At 36.2% G+C, this 23,593-nt stretch carries 23 protein-coding genes; 14 read left to right on the top strand and 9 right to left on the bottom strand.

All coding sequences use genetic code 11. From position 1 onward, the window contains the following. Positions 1-27 precede the first annotated feature (27 nt). Both AC3ITD_RS08830 and AC3ITD_RS08825 read left to right on the top strand, forming a co-directional pair. Positions 28-612 carry a biliverdin-producing heme oxygenase gene (locus tag AC3ITD_RS08830; protein ID WP_489365769.1) on the top strand — a complete coding sequence of 195 codons (585 nt, stop codon included), beginning with the start codon at positions 28-30 and terminating at the stop codon, positions 610-612. 183 nt (positions 613-795) lie between these two features. Then, a complete protein-coding gene (locus AC3ITD_RS08825; protein ID WP_010602585.1) occupies positions 796-975 on the top strand; it encodes a hypothetical protein in 180 nt (59 codons plus the stop codon). Between the two features lie 339 nt (positions 976-1,314). Here the strand turns inward: AC3ITD_RS08825 and AC3ITD_RS08820 are convergent, their stop codons facing one another. Both AC3ITD_RS08820 and AC3ITD_RS08815 read right to left on the bottom strand, forming a co-directional pair. After that, positions 1,315-2,349 (bottom strand): HmuY family protein, encoded by a 1,035-nt coding sequence (locus AC3ITD_RS08820; RefSeq protein WP_489365766.1) that lies wholly within the window; start codon positions 2,347-2,349, stop codon positions 1,315-1,317. Between the two features lie 22 nt (positions 2,350-2,371). Further along, positions 2,372-4,450 carry a TonB-dependent receptor plug domain-containing protein gene (locus AC3ITD_RS08815; RefSeq protein ID WP_489365764.1) on the bottom strand — a complete coding sequence of 693 codons (2,079 nt, stop codon included), beginning with the start codon at positions 4,448-4,450 and terminating at the stop codon, positions 2,372-2,374. Between the two features lie 101 nt (positions 4,451-4,551). On the opposite strand from AC3ITD_RS08815, the gene AC3ITD_RS08810 reads away from it, so the two are divergent. Beyond that, complete coding sequence (locus AC3ITD_RS08810; RefSeq protein ID WP_489365762.1) at positions 4,552-5,484, top strand: helix-turn-helix domain-containing protein; 933 nt, start codon at positions 4,552-4,554, stop codon at positions 5,482-5,484. A 25-nt stretch (positions 5,485-5,509) separates the two neighbouring features. Here AC3ITD_RS08810 and AC3ITD_RS08805 read toward each other — a convergent pair whose 3' ends face one another. Beyond that, positions 5,510-6,526: a LacI family DNA-binding transcriptional regulator gene (locus AC3ITD_RS08805; protein WP_489365760.1), complete on the bottom strand. Its 1,017-nt coding sequence runs from the start codon at positions 6,524-6,526 to the stop codon at positions 5,510-5,512. A gap of 152 nt (positions 6,527-6,678) precedes the next feature. Between AC3ITD_RS08805 and AC3ITD_RS08800 the strand changes: the two genes are divergently transcribed. From AC3ITD_RS08800 to AC3ITD_RS08760, 9 genes are all read left to right on the top strand, one after another. Beyond that, a complete protein-coding gene (locus tag AC3ITD_RS08800) occupies positions 6,679-8,031 on the top strand; it encodes a Gfo/Idh/MocA family protein (protein ID WP_489365758.1) in 1,353 nt (450 codons plus the stop codon). Between the two features lie 292 nt (positions 8,032-8,323). Then, entirely contained in the window at positions 8,324-9,415 is a 1,092-nt protein-coding gene (locus AC3ITD_RS08795; RefSeq protein WP_489365756.1) for an MBL fold metallo-hydrolase, read from the top strand. A 54-nt stretch (positions 9,416-9,469) separates the two neighbouring features. After that, positions 9,470-9,832, top strand: a complete 363-nt coding sequence (locus AC3ITD_RS08790) for a hypothetical protein (RefSeq protein WP_489365754.1) — start codon at positions 9,470-9,472, stop codon at positions 9,830-9,832. A 66-nt stretch (positions 9,833-9,898) separates the two neighbouring features. Beyond that, positions 9,899-10,669 (top strand): hypothetical protein, encoded by a 771-nt coding sequence (locus AC3ITD_RS08785; RefSeq protein ID WP_489365752.1) that lies wholly within the window; start codon positions 9,899-9,901, stop codon positions 10,667-10,669. A gap of 1 nt (position 10,670) precedes the next feature. Beyond that, positions 10,671-11,585, top strand: a complete 915-nt coding sequence (gene miaA, locus AC3ITD_RS08780) for a tRNA (adenosine(37)-N6)-dimethylallyltransferase MiaA (RefSeq protein ID WP_489365750.1) — start codon at positions 10,671-10,673, stop codon at positions 11,583-11,585. A gap of 127 nt (positions 11,586-11,712) precedes the next feature. Further along, positions 11,713-12,228 (top strand): outer membrane beta-barrel protein, encoded by a 516-nt coding sequence (locus AC3ITD_RS08775; protein WP_463486131.1) that lies wholly within the window; start codon positions 11,713-11,715, stop codon positions 12,226-12,228. Positions 12,229-12,383: 155 nt separating this feature from the next. Next, positions 12,384-12,935 carry a hypothetical protein gene (locus AC3ITD_RS08770; protein WP_463486132.1) on the top strand — a complete coding sequence of 184 codons (552 nt, stop codon included), beginning with the start codon at positions 12,384-12,386 and terminating at the stop codon, positions 12,933-12,935. A 96-nt stretch (positions 12,936-13,031) separates the two neighbouring features. Next, positions 13,032-13,562: a DUF3347 domain-containing protein gene (locus AC3ITD_RS08765; RefSeq protein ID WP_489365747.1), complete on the top strand. Its 531-nt coding sequence runs from the start codon at positions 13,032-13,034 to the stop codon at positions 13,560-13,562. 132 nt (positions 13,563-13,694) lie between these two features. Further along, the gene (locus AC3ITD_RS08760) at positions 13,695-14,984 is read left to right on the top strand and encodes a citrate synthase (protein ID WP_489365745.1); all 1,290 of its coding nucleotides are present in this window, start codon (positions 13,695-13,697) and stop codon (positions 14,982-14,984) included. Between the two features lie 65 nt (positions 14,985-15,049). Here AC3ITD_RS08760 and AC3ITD_RS08755 read toward each other — a convergent pair whose 3' ends face one another. The 5 genes from AC3ITD_RS08755 to AC3ITD_RS08735 form a co-directional block, all read right to left on the bottom strand. After that, positions 15,050-16,177, bottom strand: coding sequence for a DUF3667 domain-containing protein (locus tag AC3ITD_RS08755; RefSeq protein ID WP_489365744.1), 1,128 nt, complete (start codon positions 16,175-16,177; stop codon positions 15,050-15,052). A 17-nt stretch (positions 16,178-16,194) separates the two neighbouring features. Continuing rightward, the gene (locus AC3ITD_RS08750) at positions 16,195-17,580 is read right to left on the bottom strand and encodes a nucleoside permease (RefSeq protein WP_489366652.1); all 1,386 of its coding nucleotides are present in this window, start codon (positions 17,578-17,580) and stop codon (positions 16,195-16,197) included. A gap of 157 nt (positions 17,581-17,737) precedes the next feature. Next, the gene (locus tag AC3ITD_RS08745; RefSeq protein WP_489365742.1) at positions 17,738-18,352 is read right to left on the bottom strand and encodes a bifunctional nuclease family protein; all 615 of its coding nucleotides are present in this window, start codon (positions 18,350-18,352) and stop codon (positions 17,738-17,740) included. Positions 18,353-18,406: 54 nt separating this feature from the next. Further along, positions 18,407-19,375: an electron transfer flavoprotein subunit alpha/FixB family protein gene (locus AC3ITD_RS08740; RefSeq protein ID WP_489365741.1), complete on the bottom strand. Its 969-nt coding sequence runs from the start codon at positions 19,373-19,375 to the stop codon at positions 18,407-18,409. An 86-nt stretch (positions 19,376-19,461) separates the two neighbouring features. Continuing rightward, entirely contained in the window at positions 19,462-20,199 is a 738-nt protein-coding gene (locus tag AC3ITD_RS08735; RefSeq protein WP_489365739.1) for an electron transfer flavoprotein subunit beta/FixA family protein, read from the bottom strand. A 128-nt stretch (positions 20,200-20,327) separates the two neighbouring features. On the opposite strand from AC3ITD_RS08735, the gene AC3ITD_RS08730 reads away from it, so the two are divergent. Then, positions 20,328-20,663, top strand: coding sequence for a tetratricopeptide repeat protein (locus tag AC3ITD_RS08730; protein ID WP_265801085.1), 336 nt, complete (start codon positions 20,328-20,330; stop codon positions 20,661-20,663). A gap of 50 nt (positions 20,664-20,713) precedes the next feature. Next, the gene (gene chrA, locus AC3ITD_RS08725) at positions 20,714-21,931 is read left to right on the top strand and encodes a chromate efflux transporter (protein ID WP_489365736.1); all 1,218 of its coding nucleotides are present in this window, start codon (positions 20,714-20,716) and stop codon (positions 21,929-21,931) included. 47 nt (positions 21,932-21,978) lie between these two features. Here chrA and dnaB read toward each other — a convergent pair whose 3' ends face one another. Next, positions 21,979-23,544: a replicative DNA helicase gene (gene dnaB, locus AC3ITD_RS08720; RefSeq protein ID WP_489365734.1), complete on the bottom strand. Its 1,566-nt coding sequence runs from the start codon at positions 23,542-23,544 to the stop codon at positions 21,979-21,981. Positions 23,545-23,593: the final 49 nt, after the last annotated feature.

Here is a 23,593-nt window from a genome sequence, read left to right as displayed (position 1 = left end):
CAATTTAATTTTAGATATCACTTAGATATGATTGCCAATTTATTGAGAACGGAAACCGCTGAAAATCATGCGGCATTAGAATCTTTAATGTTTGTAAATGAAATTATGAACAATACATTAAGCATTGAAAACTATAAAAAACTATTAACCATTAATTACATTATACATCAAAAATTAGAAAATAAGTTAGCCAATATGTTAGATAATGATTTGGCTGATCGATTGGATATGAAGAACAGACTAAAATTAGCTGCGCTGGAAAAGGACCTGGCGTATTGGCAAATTGATAGTTTGACTTTGCCAGCGCTTAACTTCGAATTATTTGTGCCTGAAAAAAACAATGCAGAAGTGTTAGGCGCATTATATGTGCTGGAAGGCGCTACACTGGGTGGAAACGTAATTAAGAAGCATATTTTGGCTAACCCTAATTTTTCTAATCACGAAGGCGGTTTAAGCTATTATGGGGTTTATGGGGAAGAGTTAGGCTCAAATTGGAAAAATTTTGTAACTATACTGAATGAAAGTGTTATAAGTGCTGATTACGAGCGATGCGTTAGAAGTGCTAATGAAACCTTTAATAATTTGATCAAGTTATCAAAACAGCTTAATTAGGTTTCCAAATTCGGCCTGATAAAATCAAAAAAATACATCTATAATACTGCTGAGGCATTTTTTTGATTGTTAGAATGTGCAAAACTTCTTTCAAATTAAAATTTGCTTTCTGTTGTTAATTCAAGGTAAATATGTATTATTGAAAAAAATAAATTTTTTAAACCTTAAAAACATCAATTAGCGATGGAAAAATTCTCAAAAGTTAAAGCTGCTGTTGCTGCGATTGAAGCAGATGTAGAAAAATTTTATAATGCTGGCAATGCAGCTGCTGGTACTCGTGTGCGTAAAGCAATGCAAGATCTTAAAGTTTTAGCACAAGAAATCCGTGCAGAAGTAACTGACAAGAAAAACTCTGGAAAATAATATTTCGCGAGTAAGAACAAAAAGGGTTTCGGTATGCCGGAGCCCTTTTTGCGTTTAGTTAATTTTGAGCAGCTATAGTTATTCCAAACTTACTATCTGCAAAAGAGTGGGCATCTTAATTATTAGTTAGCAGCTTGTAACGTTGCTAACGCTAACAGGCAATTTGCTTATTAGAGATAGTAACTTTTAAAAGACAGTTTGGGAATTAGCATGTGACAATGCAACAATAGATCAATCCAACAATTAACCCGAAGCCCTATATAAGATAAAGCTCCCCATCGCGGGGAGCATCTATCCAACTAACAAAACATATTTTTAATTGAGAGCAAATAATTCAAGCTAACCTTTTTTGACCAACTTATATTCAAATACAGGTTTTCCACGCTCACCACCATCGCTTCCAACACCCATACTTACGAATCTTAATTTATAAATATTACCAGCGTCATCTTTAACAACATAGAAACGGTCAGTTTTAATACCTGTCCCTGTAGTTGATCTCCACTTACTTCCTATGGCATCTCTGGTCGTCAAAAAAGTTAAAGTTGATAGATTTGATTCGGCGAAGGATGCATATGTTAATGTGCTTGTATTTAGAACTTCCGCTGCAGAAACACCCGTTAGATTGTTAATCGCGATATAATCTTGAAACCAATAAGGTGAACCTAAGCCAGAATTGTATGTTCCATAACTCCAGGCAAAATCCCATTCTGTTTTTCTAGGTTCAGCACTTACAGCTTTATTATTCTCTAGTGAAACGGAAACCAGGTTATAATCGGCATTCTTTGCAACATCCAAAGTTTTAATGGCTGTTTCACCTAATCTTGCATATTGAATTTTATAGCCAGCTCCATTACGGGTAATCTTAACTTTAAACCACTTTTCTTTTTCTTTGCTTCCTTCAAAACTGATTAAGAACACTTTATTCTCCGCATCAACAGCGCTTATTTCAGGGATTGCCGTTTTAGTAACGTCACCATCCCAATTATCAACAAGTGAAACAGTTGTGGGGTCGGAGATGTCATGATTCAGGTTTACAGAGGTGCCCGGATCTGCGACTGTCACAGCAGAGACATCACTTTTTGAGGTAGTTACAGCTGTTGTTTGGTAGGCTGCATTTAGAACAACTCTAAATCTGCTATCTGAAGTTAATCCAAAATTGAAACTTTTCCTGTCAACAGCAGTCGCTTTATCAGTGCTTAAATCAGCATAAACAATATTTGCGTAATTCGATTCAGCAGTTTTACCGCTAAGGGTTAATGTACTTCCATCAGAAGGGGGCACTACAATTATAGGTTCTTCGCTATCTTTTTTGCAAGCCGTAAAAGTTATCGCCAAAGCAGTAATCGCAATCATTGAGTTACGTTTATTCATGTTTTTATTTATTGGGTTCAAATTATTTGTTCCAGTTAAAAGTTAAGCCAAGTACATAAGAACGGCCATAGCTATAGGGTACTGCACCACCACCCGTATCATGTGCGCCTCCAGATGCGGTAGAAGTATTGCTCAAACGGGTTACATTAAACAGGTTTTTAACACCTGCATTGATGGTGATGTATTTGTAAATGCTTTTGTTCAACATTAAATCTGCTAAGCTGAACCCACCAATCTCAACCAATTGGTAATCTGTAATATTGGTATTTACACTTTGATAACTCGGAACAACACCCGAATATTTGTAGAATAGACTGATGTTTCCTCTAATTTTTGGAAGGCTGTATAGGATCGTTGCGGTAATTTCTGGCGACCACGAAAATTCAGGTATTGTCAACTCGGGATTATTTTCTAATTGTTCATTATATCTGCCGATGTAGGATGCACCAATGGTTGCGTTTAAATTTTTATAGATGATGGTATTATCGAAGGTAAATCCTACAGTTTTAAATTTTGATACATTAAATAGCGTAGTCATCGTTGCATCTTGTGCCGATTGTGCAAATGAGATTCGGTTTTTAAAAAGATTATAGAATCCTGCCAAGGTTGATCTGACTTGTAAATCGTCAAGTTTTAAGCCCGTCCAGGTTAATGAGCCATTAAAGCTATTTGACTCTTCTGCTTTCAAGTTTGGATTACCAATAATGTTATGACTGGCATCAACAAAATCATAGTATAACTCTCTCAGCGCTGGCGATCTAAAGCCACGGGCGTAAGCCAATCTCAAATCGAAATTCTCGCCTAAAACAAACTTTGTGTTTAGTGATGGAATAACAGGAGGAGCGGGGTATACCGAATTTTTGACAAATCTTAATCCCGGCCTGATATTTATCCCTTCAATAGGTTTAATCTCTGATGAAATGAAAAGCGCATAATCGTTTATTACTGGCGAACCATTAATTCGTTGCCCACTTGCTGCATCTCTGTTAAATTCAAAACCTGGTTGAAAGGAAATTTTGGAATTTAAAATATATTGTGCTGTAGCCCTGAAAATAGTGGAGTTAAATTTGGCAGTATCCTGCTTTCCTTGTTCGGTACTGAGCACATCTGCACCTGTACTGAAATTGTGATTAATAGTTTTAGTTAAACGTTTCAAATCTGAATAACCAGCTATGGCAGTTAATTGTAATGAATTACTTAACCTCCATTCAGATTGTAATTGATTGGTGTAACGCATGGTATTATAAGTCTGCCATTCAGCGATGTAATTCAGCTTATTCATACCGCCACGGCTAATAATTTCTTCCTTAAGGCCATCCAATCTGTACCAAATATTAAAATCTTTATTTCTATACCCAATCTTTGTATTGGCAAGCCACTGCTCTTTTGGTTTCCACCGATTGCCACTCGCCAAATCCTGATCAACAATGTCTCTGGAAGTAGTGCTTGGTTTAATGTTCCAGCCAGCAAAATTGTTATGCGTTATGCCAAACAAGGCACTCCAGCCGTTGTCTTGCCAACTTAACCCAAAATTTTGAACGTGATTTCCTTTGTCCGAAAATGCTTTGTACTCGTTTCCAACAGTTTCCTCTTGCAATCTTGCTGTGATATTTAACAAGGATTTTCCAGCACGTTTGGTAATAATATTAATCACACCAGCTAAGGCATCAGCCCCGTAAACAACCGACATTGGCCCTTCAACAATTTCAATACGTTCAATGGTATTAATATCAATTTGGTTTAAACTTTCCCTTGTATCCGATCGATCAATCATGGGTACACCATCCAGTAAAACCTTAACATTTCTACCTGTCATGCCCATTATGGTTACATCGGTAGTCCCTAATGTTAAATCATTACTAAACCTGAAACCTAATTCTGTATTTAAAACTTGCTGTAAGTTAACAGCTCCACGTAAAAGAATTTTTTCTGCACTGATCGTTCGCACATTGTAAACTGAATTTTTTAACGATTGAGGACCAAACTGACCAGTAACCACAACATCTTTCAAGTCAGTTGCCTTGATGGTATCTGTTCTAATTTCCTGAGCAACAGTTAAAAATCCACAACACATTAAAAAGATGGATAAATATATTTTCATTTATTTAGACTAATTATAAATAATTGTGCAAATTTGTCGATAATCAGAAACATCAGATAACGCCAAACGGATAATTAATGCCGTGATACGGATTAAAAAAAATGGGAATTAAAATATCAGACTATGCTACAGAAGAGCCTATTTATTCAAATACATGTCCATATAATTTCGAAGTTGCAAAGGATATTGATGAACACAGTAGCGAAATAGCGAATGCTGATTATCAAATAAAAATCAGCGAGAAATGGTTTGAAGGCATCCATGTTACTGTTGCAGACATTGAAAGCAATCGGCCTAGAGATTTTAGATACAGCTCAGCTCAAGAAAATATTGGCTTTCTGTATTGCATTGAAGGAGTACTTTTCATTAATAATGCCGATGAAGCAAGTGACCCGGTCATTATAAACGCTAATCAACAGTCTATTGCTTTCGGGCAATTAAACAATACCGTACTCCATATTAATGGGAGGGTTAAATATTTATATATTCAACTTACCTCATCCTACTATCAAAGAATCGCCAATAAAACATTCGAAGCAGAATCGTTTCAAAAAGAGAAAACGGTAACATCAGAAATGGAGCTACTATTTCAATCCATTATCAATTCAAAATATGCTGGTAGAGCAAATCGGTTGTTTATCGAATCTAAAATTTTTGAACTGATTATTTACTATATCGATCAGCAACCTAAGCCAGAGAGCTTTCTTATTAAGAAAGATGATGTGGATAAAATTCTATTAGCAAAGAAGCTGGTGGAGTCTGATCTCCAAAAACCGCATTCGCTTGTCGAGTTAGCAAGAAAGGTTGGTATAAACGATTACAAGCTTAAACGTGGTTTTAAAGAAATTACGGGATATACCGTATTTGGTTATTTGTATAAAATTAGAATGGAACAGGCTTACCATTTCCTAACTCAGGATAAAAAAAGTGTAAGTGAGGTATCGTATTTAGTAGGTTATAAAAATCCACAGCACTTTATATACGCTTTTAAAAAGCTTTATAAAATTTTACCAGGAAGTTTGAACAAAATCTAAAACTCCACGCAAACGTTTGTGTTGATTAATCTTTGCCTTCGTTTACAATCAGGTCTGATTCTACTATGGTGTTATAAAATGCCTGGTTTTCTGACTTAGGACTATTCATTAAATCGAGAAGAATGTTTGCGGCCTTCTGTCCCTGTAAATAGGGATATTGTTCTACTGATGCAACTGGAGAATGATCTATATAGCTTATAATGGGTAAATTAGCGTAACTAACGATATCGAAATCATTAATTACATTGATTTTCTTAAAATATTTGATCAAAAATAGGGCAACATAATCATTGAAGGCTACAATTGCAGTTGGTTTCCTTTTATGATTTAAAAATTGATTGGCAGCTTCTATAGTGCCTTTTTCAGTTAAATCGCAGTTAACAATTAAAGACGGATCGAACTTCAGCCGGTTAAAGGTAATGGCTTGCATATAACCATCTTTTCTTTCGTCGCTCGCGAACAAGGTGGTCGGGCCATTTATCATTCCAATGCTTCTATGGCCTTTTTTAAGTAGGTAATTTATAGCCTTAACCGTTGCGCTTTCTAAGCTGCAAGCTACATAATGAACATTTTTAAAGGGAGGAATGCGGTCGAAAAAAACGACAGGAATATTAAAAGAATTTAATTTTTCAAAGTGATCAAATTTAGAAGTGTCTTTACTGATAGAAACCAACAAGCCATCAACACGTTGGTTTTTCATCTTTTCTACCAACTTCACTTCCTGATCATAATCATCGTGCGATTGGGCAAAAATTACAGTATAATTCTTTTTTAATGCCTCATCTTCAATCGCAGATATAGCTGTGGAGAAAAAATGCTCTGATAGTTCAGGTAAAATTACACCGATGGTATAGGTTTTGCCCTTTTGAAATAAAATTGCAGCATTATTTGGTTCATAGTTAAGTGATTTTGCCAACTGCTTAATTTTCTCTCTTGTTACTGCTCCAATACTGGGATGATCATGTAAGCCTCTAGATACGCTAGAAGGAGAAATGTTCAAAAGCCTGGCGATTTCTTTTATAGTGGTTGGTTTGGATTGCATTTTGACTGCTAAACTACTTCTTCGTGATGTAATATTACGAAATTAATCAAACGTTTGCGTTGTTTTTTTACTCCATTTCCTATAATCAAGATCTAAATATCGATACATTCGAATATCTTTAATTGGTAACCAATATAAAATATTTGAGCTTTATGGACAGAAGACAGTTTGTTAGAAACGCAGGATTAACCACTGCTGCTTTTGCAGCCCTTCCAGATCAATCTATTTTTGCATCACCCGTTGATGATAAAATTAAAGTGGTGATGATCGGAGTAGGTTTAAGGGGCCAAAACCATTTGGAATTGCTTTTGAAAAGAAATGATGTAGAATTGGTGGCTATCTGCGATATAGACGACAGAATGTTAACAATGAGTAAAGCCATAGTTGCGAAAAGCGGTAAGCCAATGCCAAAGATTTTTACCGGTGATGAAAATGCCTGGAGAAAAATGTTGGAACTAAAAGGCATTAAAGCTGTAATCATTTCTACTCCATGGGAACTGCATAAACCAATGATGATCGGTGCAATAGATGCAGGCATAAAATACGTAGGATCCGAAGTATCGTTGGGAATTAACCTGCAAGATCATTGGGATGTGGTACACGCTGCAGAAAAAGGTAATGCACAAGTGATGATGCTTGAAAATGTTTGTTACCGGAGAGACGTTCTTGCAGCGTTGAACATGGTTCGCCAGGGTGTTTTCGGAGAGATGATTCATTTTCAAGGCGGTTACCAGCACGATTTAAGGGAAGTTAAATTTAACGATGGTGTTAATCCATACGGACATGGGGTAGAATTTGGGGAGAAAGGATTTTCGGAAGCCAAGTGGAGAACAAACCATTCTGTTCATCGCAATGGTGATTTATATCCTACACATGGTGTCGGCCCGATTGCTCAATGTATAGATATTAATAGGGGAAACCGGTTTTTGAAGTTAAATTCCTTTGCAACCAAATCTCGTGGCTTGCATAACTATATTGTTGAAAAAGGAGGTGCAAACCATCCGAATGCTAAAGTGAATTTCAGATTAGGAGATATTGTAACGACCACAATTGATTGTGCAAATGGCGAAACGATTATTTTGCAGCATGATACTAATTTACCACGCCCTTACTCTTTAGGTTTCCGTTTTCAGGGTACAAAGGGTTTATGGATGGATGTGAACAAGAGTATTTATGTAGAAGGCATAAGCAAGCCACATGCCTGGGATAATGCTAAAGAGTGGCTCGAAAAGTATGATCATCCGCTATGGAAAAAATACGGAAATGATGCCCAGGGTGCAGGACATGGAGGTATGGATTTCTTTGTGATAAACGCGTTCATCGAATCAGCCAAAAGAAACGTACCTACACCGCTTGATGTTTATGACGCTGCAACCTGGAGTGCCATTACACCGTTAAGTGAACAATCAATAGAGTTAGGAAACGAAACAGTGGAGTTTCCAGATTTTACAGGAGGCAAATGGATGAGCAGAAAGCCAATATTTGCTCAAAATGATGATTATTGATAGGAAGCGATTTTGCGATCACTAAGCAAGTGATGAAGTAAAACGAGAAGTGTTATAACCACTCCCCGTTTAATGGCACTTCAAATAAATGAATTCACTTGAATTACATAAGTTATCTAAGCTATATGTTGAGCCGATATCAAAGTTATCACTTTAAAACGTTCAAAATTAATTTTTATTGAAATTACCAAAGGCCCCAGCACATTTCTGGGGCTTTTTATTTTGCTTTCCGCTGACTTAAGTATTGAAGTGATGGTCAATCTAATCCGTACATTGGCCAAAATTTTTCTTAATGATTGCGCTATATTTTTTACTCTTATTTGTCGTCTTATTTTTAGTGATCACCAACCTTCCTGTTTTTGGAAGATTACCAAGAGGATTAAGACTTGAGAGAATCCATCAATTGAGCAATTATCGTGATGGTGCTTTACAAAATCAATCGATCACCCCAATGCAGCCTGAAGGCGTAAGTTTCTTGAAGGTACTGAAAGCTTTCTTGTTCGATAAACATCCAAATAAGATTCCTCAAAAATCTTTAAAACATATCCAACCGGATTTAAATAGTAAACCAGCAACGGCTGCTCCAGAGATTATTTGGTTTGGCCACTCTTCTTATTTAGTTAAAATAGATGGTTTAAGGATTTTAGTTGATCCAGTTTTTAGTCAGGTACCGTCTCCATTTTCTTTTATTGGGAGTAAAGCTTTTGCGGGGACTGACTTTGTGAAAGCTGAAGATTTTAAAGATCTTGATGTGATTTTAATCACTCATGATCATTATGATCATTTGGACTATCAAAGCATCATAACATTGGCTCCCAAAACCGCCAACATTATTACATCAATAGGGGTGGGCTCACATTTGGAAAGATGGGGGATTTCTCCAACAAAAATTAAAGAGTTGTGTTGGAATGAATCTACTAGTTTGTTGAATGGAATTACCTTTACAGCGGTACCGGCAAAGCATTTTACAGGACGAAAATTCAAACGTAATCAAACACTTTGGTCGGCGTTTGTGCTGGAGTATAAAAATTGGAAACTTTTTCTAGGCGGAGATTCCGGATACGATAATCATTTTAAAGAAATTGGAACCAGGTTCGGTTCATTTGATATTGCTCTACTCGAATGTGGGCAGTACAATGCCTATTGGCCTCATATACATATGTTTCCCGAAGAAACTGTACAGGCGGCGATTGATTTAAATGCAAAAGTGCTAATGCCTGTGCACTGGGGCAAGTTCAGCTTAGCCATGCATCCTTGGGATGATTCTATACGAAGAGTGGTTGATGCAGCCCATGAAAAACAGATGCCAATTGTTACTCCTCAATTAGGCGAAACCGTGGTTTTAAACACTGAAATGCCAACTTTCAAATGGTGGCTTGATTAATAAAATTTAAACAAAAATATAGTTCTGCTGTTTAAAAACTAAAAATCAACTGATATGAAAACCGATCTTGTAGAAATTTTTCAAACCATAAGAGCCAGTGTACAACCATATGCCACTCGAGGTTATACGGTACACGAAAATTCTGAAACGGGTTACGATCTTTACAGCGAAAAAAATATTCAATACGACGACATTAAAGTTACTGAAAGATTTTTCGTGGGCTTGTACATCAATGGAAGCGAGGTAGAACTTAAGCTGAACAGCAAAGATTTCACATTTAAAAACCAAGACCTTGTTAGCTTTGGGAATGATAAACTGGGATTGAAAATTTCAGAATTAGATGAAGCTAAATTGAAAGAGATAGAAACGTTAGTTGAAATTCTTCACACTCACTTTAAAGAAAATGAATGGATTTAAAGTTGTTTGATTAATTTTGCGCCAATCAGCAAATTAATCGAATAATTGAACAGTATCCAACCACCCATGATATTTGCATGGCACACACAACTTAAATCTGCGCTAGCTGATTTCAATGTGGAGTGCCGTTTTTTTTTGGAAGATGAGTTTAATTTGCTTTCTATTCATAATCAATCCGTTGTTATCCATTTAGTAAATATCGACAATACGTTTACGCCTAGCCAACTCATTGATCTACAGCAATCATACTTAATCAAGGGAATCAAGCTTATTCATTTATGGGAAGATGTTTGGTTTAATAACTCTAACCAGGTTTTGGGAAGAATTGCGTCTATCTTAGGATTAAATAAAAGGATACACGGAAGAAAAACCATTGTTCAGAAAATTGATAAGTCTGTTGCGCAAACATTTCTAAACGAAAATCACTTACAGGGTTTTGTAAGTAGCAGGCACAAATTTGGGTTGTTTGAGAAAGATAAATTAGTAGCTGTTGGTACTTTTTCTGCACTTCGCAAAATGAATTATGAAGAAAATTATAAATCAGCAGAATTGATCAGGTTTGCGGTGAAGTCTGGATATTCTGTTATTGGAGGACTAAGTAAGGTCATCACGCACTTTTCAGCGTTGTATAATCCTGATGATATCATGACTTATGCTGATCGGGATTGGTCGGCGGGAGATGTTTACCAAAAGTTAAACTTTATTCAAACCGATCTATTAAATCCACAGTTTTTTTCGTTAGATATAAATTTAAATCGGATCATAATCAAAGAGAATTCATTGTCATCTGCCGCCGTATTTAACACTGGAAGTCTAAAGTATATCCTGAAATTTTAACATGAAAGATTTTAATCTTATTATTATTTTGGGAGCAACTGCTTCAGGTAAAACAAAATTAGCAGCCCATGTTGCACACGCCATTAACGGAGAAATAATTAGCGCCGATAGTCGCCAGGTCTTTAAAAAAATGGATATTGGAACTGGGAAAGATCTTGATGAATACACGATTCAAAATAGTAAAATACCATATCATTTGATAGATATCCTGGAGGCTGGGGAAAGATATCACGTAGATGCCTTTAAAAACGATTTTTATCGGGTATTTGCCGATATTACTGCTAGGGGTCGAGTTCCTGTTTTATGTGGTGGTACTGGCATGTATATCCATAGCTTACTTCAAAGCCAGGAATATACCGCCGTTCCTGTAAATGAAATTTTAAGAGAAAAATTGCAACTTGAAACGAAGGATGAGTTAATATCGAGGCTTAAAGATTATAACGATGTAGATTATGTTGATTTGAATTCTAAGAAAAGATTGATAAGGGGAATTGAAGTTGCTACTTTTTTAGCGCACAACGATATAACCATAAATACAGCTCCAAAAATAAATCCTATTGTTTTCGGACTTAAAAGCGAGGTTGAAGTAACCAGAGCGAAGATTTTAAAACGATTGGATGATCGTTTATCATCAGGCATGATCGATGAAGTTGAGAATTTAATTTCAGGCGGAGTTTCAAAAGATATGCTAGTTTTTTATGGGTTGGAGTATAAATTTATTGTGAACTACTTAAATGGCCTATTGGATTATGATGAATTTAAATTGAGGTTAGGAATTGCTATTTGCCAATATGCGAAACGCCAAAATACATTTTTTAGAAAAATGGAAAAAGACGGTGTTCTAATAAATTGGCTTAATGCATCATTTCCTACTAACCAAATAACTAAACAGATTTTGGCAAAAATTTCATTTTAGTTTATTTTCGGAAAATCATAATAAGCACGTTCTTATTACGTTAACCGCTTCATTAAACAAAAAAGCTCTTTTGGCACATATTTTGTATTTGTTTCACATATAGTTTAACTCAAAAAAATAACTTATAATGAAAACAATTACTAAAATTATTGCTACCTCAGCAGCTGTAGTGGCTCTATTCTTTACAACAAATGTTAATGCACAATCTCGTAACTTCGGTATTGGGCTAAATGTTGGCGTACCGACTAGCGATGCTTATAGTTTCGCAATTGGCGGAGATCTTCGTTACCAATTTAATGTAGACAAACAATTATCAATCCCTGTTACAGCGGGTTATACTCACTTCAGCGGTAAAGAAATTGGCGATACAGGATTTAATTATCCTAGCTTCGGATATATCCCAGTTAAAGTTGGTGCTAAATATTTCTTTGATCAGTCTGGATCTGGCTTGTATGGCTTAGCAGAATTAGGTGCTGGTTTTGGTACTAATGAAGGTAGCGGAACATCATTTGTTTATTCACCAGCAGTTGGTTATTCTTGGGATAATGGATTGGATTTAGGTGTAAAATATGAAGGATTATCGCAAAATAGTGTTAACACTGGTTATTTCGGTTTACGTTTAGCTTACGGATTTAGCTTGTAATCCATCAATAAAATAATTCGAAAAAGCCTTGACGAAAGTCAGGGCTTTTTTTTATTTTAAAAATTTCTGAATAAAATGAAAATTGTAAAATCTGTTAGAATCAATTTATCGTATATAATCCAAAACCCTTAATTAATAATTTAAATTTATCTAACATGAAAACAATTACTAAATTTTTTGCAGCTGCACTTGTCGCAGGTGCTGTTTTTACAGGATCAAACCTAAATGCACAAACCATGACAACTATGGATGCCGGATCTACCAACAATGGAATGGCCTTTAAGGTAGGAGTGGGATTAAATGGTGGTTTGTTCAAGAAAAGTTCTCCAATGGAGTATGCTTATGGCGCCGATTTAAAACTTCAATGGGATTTAACTAAAGATGTTGCTATTACAGCATCTGGAGGTTATACAAAACTTAAAGGCAGAAATAACTCTTTAGATTTTGGTTTTATTCCAGCCAAAGGTGGTGTTAAAGTTTTTGCTATTGAAAGAATGTATTTAGCTGCAGAAGCTGGTGCAGGTTTCGGTATTGAAGATGGCGCTAAAACTAACTTTATTTATACAGGTGGTCTTGGTTACGAGTGGGATAATGGTCTTGATATTGGTGCAAGATATGAAGGTTATGTAAATGACGTAGCTTCTACAACTTATTTCAGACAAACAGGTCAGTTTGCTTTAAGAATCGCTTATAATTTTAAATTATAATTATAGCATCATATATTTAATGAGCCTCGCAATTTGCGGGGCTTTTTTTGTTTAATTAATATTATAATTGCTATTTTGAGCGGAAAACCAAATACAATGAAAAAAATATTCGGCATTGCCATATTTGCTACATTACTGGCCTGCAACCAAGCGGAGAAAAAAGCTACAGGAGATAAAGACACTTCCCAGAACAACGCAGCGAAGGCATCAAATGAGGTAAAGATCAACGATGTTAAAAAATCAGAAATATTAAATCAATATGTAGATCTTAAAAATGCGTTGGTAGCTTCAGATTCTGCAGTTGGGCAAAAATCTGCTAAGGCGTTAGAGAAAAGTTTAGCAAATTACGAAGGCTGTGAACCCACGGCAGAAATAGCAGCTAAAATTGCCAGTGCTAATGACCTTGACGTACAGCGCAAAAATTTTACCGTTTTGAGCGCAGATATCATTGCCTTATTCAAATCAACAGAGATAGAATCAGGAACACTTTATGTTCAACATTGTCCAATGGCTAACAAGGGAGATGGAGGAGACTGGCTATCGAAAGAAAAGGAAATCAAAAACCCATATTATGGTAATGAGATGCTTGAGTGTGGAAGAGTTGCAGAGGAGATTAAATCAAAATAGCATGAATGTCGGGAAAAATTAAGCATGATTGTTACGTCTTTTTGACTGATTATTCATATTAATTTAACAGATTTGTTATGCATGTATATTAATTTTATATAATTTAGAAAGCTATAAACACAATACAATAATATGTCAGATATTGCAGAGATTAAAGTTGATGGTAAGACAGTAGAATTGCCAGTAATTACAGGAACAGAAGATGAAAAGGCCATTGATATCTCTAAGTTAAGAGATCTTACAGGCTTTGTAACCTTAGATACTGGTTTTAAAAATACTGGTTCTACAAAAAGTAAAATCACTTTTTTAGATGGTGAAAAAGGAATCTTAAAATATAGAGGATATTCTATAGAAGAACTTGCCGAAAAATCCAGCTTTTTAGAGGTATCATATTTGATCGTATATGGTGATTTGCCAACTCAAGAGCAATTAGATGCATTCCAAGGCGAAATAAGTAAGCATACCTTGATTCACGAGGATATGAAGAAATTTTTCGATGGTTATCCGTCAAGATCTCATCCAATGGGTCAACTTGGTTCTTTAATTTTCTCACTATCAACATTCTATCCAGAGTGTTTAAAGCCTAACCAAACTGCTGAGGAGCAAAATCTAACCATCATTAAGTTATTGGCTAAGCTACCTACAATCGTCTCCTTTATTTATAAAAAATCATTGGGTCATCCGCTTATTTATCCTAAAAATAAGTATGATTATGTAACCAATTTCCTATGGATGACATTTGGACAACGTACTGAGGATTACGATGTAAACCCGGTTGTTGTGAATGCCATGAACAAGTTACTGATTTTACATGCAGATCATGAGCAAAATTGCTCAACATCTACTGTTCGAATAGTGGGCTCATCAGATTGTAATTTGTATGCTTCGGTTGCGGCAGGTATCGCGGCACTTTGGGGGCCATTACATGGTGGTGCAAACCAAGCTGTTATCGATATGCTTGAGCTAATTAAGAACGATGGCGGAGATACAGAGAAATGGATTGCCAAAGCGAAAGATAAAAATGATCCTTTCCGTATGATGGGATTCGGACACAGAGTTTATAAAAACTTTGATCCAAGAGCAAAAATCATCAAAAAAGCTTGTGATGATATTTTGGAAAACTTGGGTATTGATGATCCTATTTTAGAGATAGCTAAAAAATTAGAAGAGGCAGCATTAACTGATCAATATTTCATCGATAGAAAGTTATATCCAAACGTAGATTTCTACTCAGGCATCATTTACAGAGCATTGGGATTTCCATCTGAAATGTTTACCGTGTTATTTGCTCTGGGTCGCTTACCGGGATGGATTGCTCAATGGAAAGAAATGCATGAAAATAAAGAGCCGATTGGTCGTCCACGTCAAATTTACGTTGGTGAAACTGATAGGGCGTTCGTTGATATTAAGAGCAGAAAATAATAGTTATTTAGTCCATAAAAAAAGCTTCAGAATTTCTGAAGCTTTTTTTATACCCTTTATTTTGATCAGGTTACTACGTAATAAATTAAGTTGAGCATCACCATTTCAGTTAATTTCAGTGATAGGAAGTATAATATAATGATCATGATCATCTTCCCAACTACTTTTTTCCGTTGGTAAAATATTTTCAACGCATTAAACATATACCAGCAGATCCACACGAAAATAGCTATTCCGATGAGGCTTGACATATTGGAATCTTCGCCGAAAATATATTTTATTAATGGTTTGGTAAATATGGAAACGATAAAGAATGCAGTCATTCCATGTATTGTGAAGATCAAGTGGTCCAGATAATAAATGTGATTTCTTCTAAAATTCCACATAATGAAAAGTGCAAGTAATGGCATCATCAGAAAATATTGCTTCGGTCTGTTGTGTTCGAGGGTTTCCTGAATAACTTCCGCTTTTTCTCCGATCGATATAGCTCGCTTCTTGATCATTCTATCTAACCAATTATCCTGCTCTATAGGATTTAAAGTTTTCTGCCTGGCTAAATATGCAGCATAAGTACTGTCATTTCGATCATCGTGAATTTCACTAAACTTTCCAATTACCTTAGTCAGCGAATCCGATCGATTGGCTTTGTTCAGCTTTTTCAGATTTTCTAAGGCTATTTTTTGGTCTTTGAAACTTAAGGCTTTGAAATCTTCTCGATCTAAATCCTCAGCGATATGCTTCGTGGTTTCATTCATGATGCCTGGTACTGCTTTTACCAGTCCGGCGTTTTTCAATACTTTGTTTACACTATCTAGTGTAGCTTTTCTTTTTTGAGTTTCGGCGGCAGTTACTGGCTTGTGTTCGTTTTCTATTTTGACATGAGTAGGCGAGTAGGCAACCAAAAAATAAACAATAGACACAAAAATGTACATGCTTACCGGATTGATATACCTGGCTCTTTTTCCAGCTAAATAATCTAACGTTACCTGACCAGGTTTAGTTAAAAGGGGAACAAGTGTTTGAAAAAATTTATTATCGAAATGGAAGTAATGTGCAATGCTATGGCTAATGAAGCCCCAAAAACTTTCTTTTAATTCTAGATTGGGTTGCCCACAATTGCTACAATAATGTTTTTCTACATGCGAGCCACAATTTAAACAATTGTGTTCTTTTCTATACTTACCAGCTGACATAGGTGATTTCGAAATATTTAGTGGGTAATGGCATCAATAGCTTTCTCTTCTGCTTTGGTGTGTTTGTGCTTAAATAATAATGCAAATAAGACGGTAATGATTAACGCATAAATGGCGAATGTTAGCCACACGCTGTGCCAGTTTATAACCGGTATTGCTCTACTCAATTGACCATTATCTAAAACAGAAATTCCTTTTGAACCTAGGAAACTAATTAATAGCTTATTATTAGGTTGTGCTGAAACTAATGTTGCTAATTCTTGAATAGTAGTGTATGCGCTTGTAAAATATTTTTGAATGATCCAGCCCGATGTTAAACTTCCTAATATTGCTCCAAATCCATTTGTCATCATCATAAACATACCTTGCGCTGAAGAACGCATTTTTGGAGTAGTTGAGGTTTCAACAAATAATGATCCTGAAATGTTAAAAAAGTCAAATGCCATTCCATAAACAATACAACTTAAAATGATCATCCACAATCCGTCTGCTGGGTTTCCGAAGGCAAATAAACCAAATCTGAATACCCAAGCCAGCATAGAAATAACCATTACGTTCTTAATCCCATACCTTTTTAAGAAAAAGGGGATGGCTAGAATAAATAGTGTTTCGGAAATTTGCGAAATTGATAAAATTAAGGTGGATCTTTTTACTACATAGAGTTCAGCATATTGGGGAAACATTTTAAATTCATCAAGAAACACATCTCCATATGCATTTGTTAATTGCAATGCTCCACCTAAAAACATTGAGAAAATAAAAAATAATGCCATTTTATAATCTGCGAATAATTTGAACGATTCTAGTCCTAATTTTTGCACCCATGATTTTTTTTCGCTGATTAACTTTAATGGTTTACACGCAGGAAGAGTAAATGAATAAATACCTAATGCAAAAGCACTTACTCCAGCTATGTAGAATTGATTTGCACTTGCTTTATTACCTGTTAAATTGGTAATCCACATGGCCACAATAAATCCTACGGTTCCCCAAACCCTTATTGGTGGAAAACTTTTAATAACATCAAATTCGCTATTTTTAAGCGTTGTATAGCTAATAGAATTGCTTAATGCGATGGTTGGCATATAAAAACACATTGCCAATAATATCACCCAAAAGAAGCTGTTAGGACTTGTAACTTGTGGTAAGTAAAACATTACACAGGCGTACAAAATATGTAAAACTGCATACAGTTTTTCTGCATTAATCCATTTGTCTGCCATAATACCAGTTAAGGTAGGCATAAATAGAGAGGCAATTCCCATTGTAGAAAATATGATTCCAAAGTCTGCACCATCCCATTGTTTGGTTCCGAACCAATAGTTTGCAATTGTAATAAGCCATGCTGCCCACACAAAAAATTGCATAAAGCTCATCAAGGTTAAGCGGAACTTAACATTCATCATATTCGTTTGTTTGATTTTTTTGAAAGTAAAGGCTGAATATAGAACTATTTTAAAACATTATTCAAAAATGAACCCAAATTATTTTAAACAATTTGGGTTCATTTTAAATTTCCATTTTCTTGAAGGATTTTATGCAAGAATCAATAAAAATTTATTAGGAAGTTCCTCTTTTATTTAACTCATCTCTTAATCGGGCAGCTTTTTCATAGGCTTCGTCAGCAATTGCTTCCTGGAGTTTCTGTTGAAGTTCTTCAATTGTTAAATCACCAAATCCTTGCTGTTGAGAGGAACTTGGCGTTACATCAGCATCAGGTTCCTTAGCAATCGAATCCATGTTTTCTAAGAATAGAAAATCATTGCCTTCAATTACAATCCCTGCAGAGGCCAGTATAAATTCGTAGGTATAAATTAAAGCGTTAAACCGAACTGCTAGTGCTATTGCGTCTGATGTCCTGGCATCAATTTCGTGGGTTGTTTTTCCATCGCTACAGATTAGTTTTGCATAAAACACACCATCGACCAAATTATAAATAATGATTTCTTGTATGTTGATATGAAAAGTATCAGCCATTGATTTAAATAAATCGTGGGTTAATGGCCTGCTGGGAGCCATCTTTTCAATTTCAATAGCAATTGCCTGAGCTTCAAATGCGCCTATAATAATGGGTAATCTTCGGCGGCCATTTACTTCTCCTAAAACCAGCGCATAAGCACCAGATTGCGTCTGGCTGTAAGATAAACCTACAATATCTAATTTAACTTTTTTCATATATCGTTTTCAAACCTCACATATTTTCAGATATGCGAGGTTTAAAGTAATTTATTATCCTTTATGTGCTTTTAAAGCTTCTATTAATTTTGGTACAACTTCAAAAGCATCACCAACAATACCGTAATCTGCTACTTTGAAAAAAGGAGCTTCAGGATCTTTGTTGATCACCACGATTACTTTTGATGAACTAACGCCAGCCAAATGTTGAATTGCACCAGATATGCCGATTGCAATGTACAAGTTGGGGCTGATGGAAATTCCTGTTTGACCCACGTGTTCTGAGTGCGGTCTCCAATCTGCATCAGAAACTGGTTTTGAACAAGCGGTTGCAGCACCTAATAAACCAGCTAATTCTTCAATCATTCCCCAGTTTTCAGGGCCTTTTAAACCACGTCCGGCAGATACCACTAATTCTGCATCTGGAAGCGAAACTTTATCAGTTGCTCTTACAATATCTTTGATAACAGTTCCTAAGTCTGATTGTTTAACATCAGCGGAGAAGGTTTCAATAGCTGCTCCAGTGCTATTTTCTTTCACACCAAAGGCATTCGGGTTTAAGGCTATTACCTTATTTGCCGACGTTAATTCGGTAATGGCAAAGGCTTTACCAGAAAATGCAGTTTTTTTAACCGAAAATTTTCCATCTGTACTAGGCAACTCAACAGCTCCATCTGCCAAACCAGCTTTAAGTTTCACTGCAATACGAGGTGCTAAGCCTTTACCAGAGAATGAATTCGATAATACGACGATGTCTGCATTTTCTTGTCCGGCAGCTGCAGCAATTACGCTTGCGTAAGCCTGGTTTACAAACGTTTTTAACTGATCTACACTTACATTTAAAACCTTCGATGCACCGTATTTACCTAACTCTTTTAATTCACTTTCCGCAACATCGCCAATAGAAATGGCAACTAAATTGGTCGATTGTTGATCGGCAATGGCTTTGGCGTATGAAACTGCCTCGAAAACAGATTTCTTAAACTTCCCTTCAGCTTGTTCTACATATACTAATACTGACATATTTTTATCTTAAATCTCCAATGGAGATGTTTATCTACTCAATTAATTATCTCTGTTTTTTTCAAGTTCAAACTTAACCGGATCCGTTAAATCACTTTCGCTTCACTATGTAGCAAGCCAATCAACGACTCCGTTTGATCTGCAGGAATTAATTTCACTGTACCGCGTGGAGCTGGAGTTTCATATTTTGTCACCTTGGTAACTTCCTCAATCGAAACTGGATCAACAACAGTTAAAGGTTTTGTTCTTGCGCTCATAATACCACGCATGTTAGGGATTTTAGGTTCAGCAACCCCTTCAGCACAGCTTGCTACAAACTTACCAACAACGGTAACTACTTCTTTTCCACCTTCAATTTCTCTTTCTACAGTTGCATTGTCTCCATCGATGTCAAGTTTTTTGATGATCGAAATTGAGGGTATGTCTAAAAATTCTCCGACCATTGCGGCTACCTGATTTCCATTATAATCAATAGACTCCCGTCCGGTTAAAATGATATTGAAATCTTTATCCTTTGCATATTCTGCAATTTGTTTAGCTACGAAATAGGCATCACGTGGAGCAGCATTTACTCTTATGGCATCATCTGCGCCAATTGCAAGTGCTTTCCTGATGGTTGGATCGTTTGCAGCTTCGCCAACATTGATTACAGTTACTGTTCCTTTATCCCCTTCAGTTAGCTCAATTGCTCTTGATAACGCAATTTCATCATAAGGATTAACAATATATTGTACTCCGGCTGTATTGAATTCGGTATTATCATTGGTAAAAGTTATTTTTGTCGTCGTGTCGGGCACGTTACTGATACAAACTAATATTTTCATATGTTAATTTGGGTTTTAGTGAATATGAAATTATCAAAGCTTTAAGTAAGGCTCCTGATTAATCATACTATTGGTCTTATTTATATATGGTCTTTCTGCAAATTTAATTAAAAAAGCAAGGAAATAAAATGTCATCAAGCCGTTTAGCAAAGTTATTGGAGTTTTTAGAAAGTGATCCGAACGATCCGTTTATACTATATGCCTTAGCCACAGAGTATAACACTCAAAATGATAAAGAAAAGGCCTATTCTTTTTACCTTCAGTTAACGGATAAACATCCAGATTATGTAGGAACTTATTATCATTTGGGTAAGTTATTGGAAAAAGATGACCAAAAAGATAAAGCGATTGAAGTATATCAAAAAGGAATGGCTGTAGCCCGTAATAAGCGAGATATGCATGCATTTTCTGAGTTACAAGGTGCGTACAACACTGCTGCAGGTTTAGATTATGAAGATGAATAATTTAGTGAGTCCTTTTCAATTATTTGTTTATTGCTAATCAGCTAGAATAAATGCAAGCTAAACCCATCGCTGCTAAAAAGCAGTGGCTATTTATCAGGAATGTCGTATTGTTCACTTTCACTTCTTTCGGTGGCGCACAAGCACATTTAGCATTGCTGTTAAAGTATTTCGTTAAAAATTCTAAGTTTATTTCGGAAGAGGAGTTACTGGAACTGAATGCTTTAGCACAAGTTTTACCTGGGCCAGCATCTACACAAACACTGGTGGGGATAGCCTGGAAAGTTGGGAAACTGAAGCTAGCAATCCTTACTTTTTTGATTTGGATCTTGCCAACAGCAGCAATTATGACATTTGCTGCGATTAGCTATGCCTTGCTTGATCAGAAGCAAAAGTTTAGTGATATTTTGGAGTATATTCAGCCTATAGCGTTGGGTATTGTAGCTTATGGAGCCTGGCAGTTGGGTAAAAAAGTTTTGTCATCCCAAGTCTCCATTTTCTTAGCCATATCTTCCGTTGTGGCAACATTTGTTCTCCGTAATGCCTATGTATTTCCGCTAGCGATTTTAGTTGGTGGGATAATTTCTTCCGCAATTGAAACGCCTAAAGAGGAAACGGAATTACGAGTTAAACTTTTTTCGAATATTAACCCTAAAAAGATGATTTACTTTTTAGGTGCATTACTTTTATTTGCACTTGTTGGTGCCATTATCAACAGAACATCGCCTTTCAGCTTGCCAATTCGTTTATTAGAAAACTTTTACAGGAACGGAATATTGGTTTTCGGTGGTGGCCAGGTGCTTGTCCCGTTAATGTTTACGGAGTTTGTAGAGATGAAGCATTATCTGCCTTCATCAGGTTTTTTATCAGGTTTTGCCTTACAGCAAGCACTACCCGGCCCAACATTTTCATTCACCAGTTATCTGGGTGCATTAAGCATGAAGAATTTTGGCTACGGCGTATGGGGACAGGTGCTGGGCGGCCTAATTGGTGTAATAGGAATTAATTTACCAGGATTAATTTTGGTTTTATTTATTGTTCCTTTTTGGGATGATTTGAAAAAAATCTCAAGGATTCGCTATAGTCTTTCTGGTATCAATGCGGTAAGCGTAGGTTTCATTATTGCCGCCTTTATCCTGTTGCTTATCCCGATGGGTTTTAACTGGTTGTTCTTAGGGATAATGGTAGTTACATTTTTACTTTTAAACTTCACCAAAGTGAGCCCGCCTGTTATTGTTTTAGCAGGAATATTATTCGGATATCTTTTCTAAATAAAAAAAGGGAAATTTTTCGATTTCCCTTCAACTATTTACCCCCATTAAAATGGTGGATCATCATCATTATAATCGTCCATTTTGGATGGTCGAATAATAACATTGCTTTGTTTTTCAAAATCTTGTGATGGGTACATTCCTGCCGATGGATCTGCTGACGCAAACGAAGTTGGTGCTGTGAAATCTTCCTCTAAATCGGTAAACTTCACAAACTTACCAACGAAACGTAATGGCACAATTCCGGTTTCACCGTTCCTGTGTTTGGCAATAATTACTTCGCCAATTCCTGCTTGCGATCTTCCTTGCTCGTCTTCGGTAATGCCATAATATTCAGGGCGATAAAGGAATAACACCATATCTGCATCCTGCTCAATCGAACCCGATTCACGCAAATCGGATAGCATTGGTCTCTTTCCCTGCAAACCAGGTCGGCTTTCTACCGCACGACTTAACTGTGACAAAGCTAAAACAGGAACATCTAATTCCTTTGCGACTGATTTCAAAGCCCTTGAAATACTACCGATTTCTTGCTCCCGGTTACCACCACCTTTACCGCCTTCACCTTTACCATGCATCAACTGCAAGTAATCTACAATAACCAATTGAATATCGTATTGAGATTTAAGCCTTCTACATTTAGCCCTAAATTCAAAGATGTTTAGCGCTGGCGTATCATCAATAAGTAGGGGAGCTTCGGTTAAGCGACCGATTTTACTGTGAAGCTGTTGCCATTCCCACTCTTGTAAATTTCCTTTTCTTATTTTTTCTTGCTCTATTTCAGCTTCCCCCGATATTAAACGGTTAACTAACTGAACAGAAGACATCTCTAAAGAGAACACTACTGTCGGTTTTTGAAAATCGACTGTTGCATTCCTTGCGCAAGTAAGTACGAAGGCGGTTTTTCCCATCGCCGGACGAGCAGCGATAATCACTAGATCTTGTTTTTGCCAACCTCCGGTGATGCGATCTAATCCGGTAAATCCAGTCGGAACACCCGTTAAGCCATCTGTTTTTGTTCGAAGTTCTTCTAGGGTTGCTAGTGATTGTTTGATAATATCGTCCATTTTCTGCGTATCTCTCCGCAAGTTATTTTGGGCAATATCAAACAATCCTTTTTCCGCATGATCTAATAAATCGAAAATATCAGTGGTATCTTCATAGGCATTCGTAATAATATCAGTAGAAATTCTAATCAATTCACGCTGAATATATTTTTGGGAGATAATGCGGGCATGATATTCAATATTTGCGGCAGAAGCTACACGGTTAGTCAGGTTAGTGATATAATAAGCTCCGCCAACCATTTCTAAAGTACCCATCTGGCGCAGTTCCGATGTTACTGTTAAAATATCGACTGGTTTCGACTTTTCGAACAGCATATGGATGGCTGCAAATATTTTTTGGTGGGCTTCATGATAAAAAACCTCAGGCTTTAAAATGTCGATAACAGCCGAAAGCGCATCTTTTTCCAACATCAATGCACCTAAAACTGCCTCTTCCAAATCTAACGCTTGGGGAGGCAATTTACCCATTGAACTCACTGTTGTATTTAATCTTGCTTTTCGGGATGATATACTATTCTTTCCGCCTTGTTCGTTATCGATACTCATTTTACAAAAGTAGTTAATTTTTGATCCGAATGTTTTAACAAGTTCTTAG

It is taken from the genome of Pedobacter sp. KH_004 (genome assembly GCF_057840755.1).
This window is presented reverse-complemented; position numbering and strand designations above follow the sequence as displayed.